The sequence below is a fragment of the Streptomyces sp. GQ60 genome (assembly GCF_059758875.1).
In genome coordinates this window covers 1-373 of sequence record NZ_JCAXEG010000068.1, presented here as the reverse complement: position 1 = coordinate 373, position 373 = coordinate 1, and the positions used below count along the sequence as shown (strand labels likewise).

The following is a 373-nucleotide window of genomic DNA, read 5'->3' as shown; positions in this document are numbered from 1 at the left end:
TTCCGGTGGTGGCTTCCGCCGCGACGACCGTGGTGACCGCCCCTCCGGTGGCGGCTTCCGCGGCAACGACCGTGGCGACCGTCCCTCGTACCCCCGTCGTGATGACGACCGTGGTGGGTTCCGCGGCGGTCGTGACGACCGTGGTGGCGACCGTCCGTCGTTCCCGCGTCGCGATGACCGTCCCTCCGGTGGCGACCGTCCCTCGTACCCCCGTCGTGATGACCGTCCCTCCGGTGGCGGCGGCTTTCGTGGGAACGACCGTGGTGACCGTCCTTCCGGTGGTGGCTTCCGCGGCAACGACCGTGGTGACCGTCCGTCGTACCCGCGCCGTGATGACGACCGTGGTGGGTTCCGTGGCGGTCGTGACGACCGT

1 pseudogene is annotated in these 373 nt (G+C 71.3%); it reads right to left on the bottom strand.

Annotated elements, in window-relative coordinates:
• Positions 1-373 (bottom strand): annotated as a pseudogene (locus tag AC6CKD_RS37995) (hypothetical protein); the annotation flags it as partial.